Annotated in this window: 1 protein-coding gene and 1 pseudogene; both read left to right on the top strand. The window is 58.8% G+C overall.

Annotated features, from left to right (window positions below):
* Window positions 1-204: 204 nt before the first annotated feature.
* On the top strand, window positions 205-1,704 hold the full coding sequence (locus QJT78_RS50315) for a CoA-acylating methylmalonate-semialdehyde dehydrogenase (RefSeq protein ID WP_038952573.1): 1,500 nt from the start codon (window positions 205-207) through the stop codon (window positions 1,702-1,704).
* Window positions 1,705-1,999: 295 nt separating this feature from the next.
* Window positions 2,000-2,114: pseudogene (locus QJT78_RS50320) on the top strand (IS110 family transposase); the annotation flags it as partial.
* Between the last annotated feature and the right edge of the window lie 215 nt (window positions 2,115-2,329).

Here is a 2,329-nt window from a genome sequence, read left to right on the forward strand (position 1 = left end):
CGCCCTCCCGACGCAACGACAAAACCGTAAAGCCCCGCGTTCAGCATAACCCGGCAGGAATCCACTTAAATCCAGCGGGGCGCTGTCCAAACAACCGGGGCCAGCTCTGCTCATGGTTTTCGTTGCTCGCTGAGGTCGACGGAAGCTCTCGGAGTGTTCTTCGGCAGGCCGAACAATCTGATGTAACGGTAGGGAGAAGTGGGTATGGCGAAATACATTGGCCATTACATCGATGGGCGGCGGTGCATAGGTCAGGGGCGACGGACCTCAACGGTCTTCAATCCGGCGACAGGCGAGCACTCGGGATTGGTACCTCTTGCATCCGGCTCGGACGTTCATCGCGCGGTTGCGAGCGCGGCTGCGGCTTTCGCGATCTGGTCGGAGATTACTCCCCTGCGGCGAGCACGAATTCTCAATAAGTTCTTGCGGCTTCTGGAGGAAAGGGCAGAACGCCTGGCAGCTCTGATTAGCGCGGAGCATGGCAAGGTGCTCGCTGATGCGATGGGCGAAGTGCAAAGAGGCATTGAAGTTGTTGAGTTCGCGACCGGTGCCCCGCAGCTTCTGAAAGGGGAGTTTACCGAAAGCGTCGGAACACGGGTTGACAGTCATTCGGTCCGACAGCCGATTGGGGTCGTTGCAGGGATTACGCCGTTCAACTTCCCCGCGATGGTCCCCATGTGGATGTTTCCAGTCGCTCTTGCCTGCGGTAACTGCTTCATATTGAAACCTTCGGAGCGCGTTCCTTCTGCCGCGATCCTGCTCGCCGAGTGGCTAACCGAGGCCGGCCTTCCGCCAGGAGTATTCAATGTCGTTCAGGGCGATAAACAAGCGGTCGATGCACTCTTAGTACACCCGGATGTTGCGGCAGTGAGTTTCGTCGGGTCGACGCCGATCGCTCGATACGTCTACGAGACCGCAGCCCGCTTCGGAAAGCGCTGTCAAGCGCTAGGTGGTGCAAAGAACCATATGATCGTCATGCCCGATGCGGATTTGGATCAGGTTGCAGATACCTTGATGGGAGCGGCCTATGGAGCGGCAGGCGAGCGTTGCATGGCGGTCTCCGTGGTGGTGCCAATCGGCGAACATACGGCTAACGAATTGATCGCGCGGATGGCCCCCAGGGTGCGTGCGCTCAGGATCGGACCGGCGACCGATCCTGACGCTGAGATTGGGCCATTGATAACAAAACAGCATCTAGAGAGGGTCTGCGCTTACATCCAATCGGGCGTGACCCAGGGCGCAAACCTGCTGGTCGACGGTCGTGGTTTCAAGATGCAGGGTCACGAAGGGGGGTATTTTATTGGGGGCTCTCTCTTCGACCAAGTTGAGCCGAACATGACGATCTACAGAGAAGAGATCTTCGGACCAGTGCTTTGCGTCGTGCGTGCGGAAAGCTTCGAAGCTGCCGCCAGCCTGATCAATCGAAGCGAATTTGGCAACGGTACTGCGATCTTTACCCGTGATGGGAAAGCAGCGCGTGAATTCGCGCATCGGATACGCGTCGGCATGGTGGGGGTCAATGTTGCTATCCCCGTTCCCATGGCTTTCCATTCCTTTGGAGGATGGAAGGCCTCTCTGTTCGGTGGTCATCATATCCACGGTCCAGAGGGAGTGCGCTTCTACACGCAATTGAAGACGATTACGACACGATGGCCCACAGACATTCGCGCGGACGTCAATTTTGCCATGCCGACCTTCCATTAGTGAGGCCGAGCGCCGGCAGTGCGTGTCGGTAGCGACCGGTGTACTTTCTCCTCGTCACGACGTTCTCTCAGAAAAGGCCCCGCTGACGGCGCCACCCCACGAGGCGCGCAGCAATTCGGTGTCATCATCGCCGATGACGCCACATAGTGGTTCACGACTAGCTGGAGTGGTGTTTGCGCGTAGACGCGTGCGGCCAAGGGCCAGCAGCGGTCTCTCGTGTTGGGGAGACGGCCCCCCTCCGCCACACTGCGTGGCAAGATGAGGTCGTCGCTGACCTCAAACGAAGAAGCCGCCCGTGGAAACGATTGTTCGCATCGGCCTGGATACGTCGAAGATTGTATTTCAGCTGCATGGCGTTGACGGGACAGAGCAGCTGGTTTTTACGGCGTAAGTTGAGGCGCGGGCAGGTTTGTTGCGAACCGTTTTGGTGGCTGGCGCGACGGCTGTGATCGCGGATATGCGCCGACGGAAACTCGCTCCTGGCCCTGGCTGAAAGACATCATCGCACGCAAGGTGTCAATCGGCGTTTGACTGGGACCCCCTATCGGCCTCCAAAAGGGACCCCTTTGATCGGCGTGCTCTGCTGGTAGCGCTCGGGTCGTCGGAGCTGGTCGGGGTTGCGGAG

The organism is Bradyrhizobium sp. Mp27, from assembly GCF_029953005.1.
Classification (GTDB): Bacteria; Pseudomonadota; Alphaproteobacteria; order Rhizobiales; family Xanthobacteraceae; genus Bradyrhizobium; species Bradyrhizobium barranii.

Excerpts from the sequence above, each read along its gene's own strand:
- QJT78_RS50315 (WP_038952573.1), top strand. The coding sequence starts at position 205 with ATGGCGAAATACATTGGCCATTACATCGATGGGCGGCGGTGCATAGGT.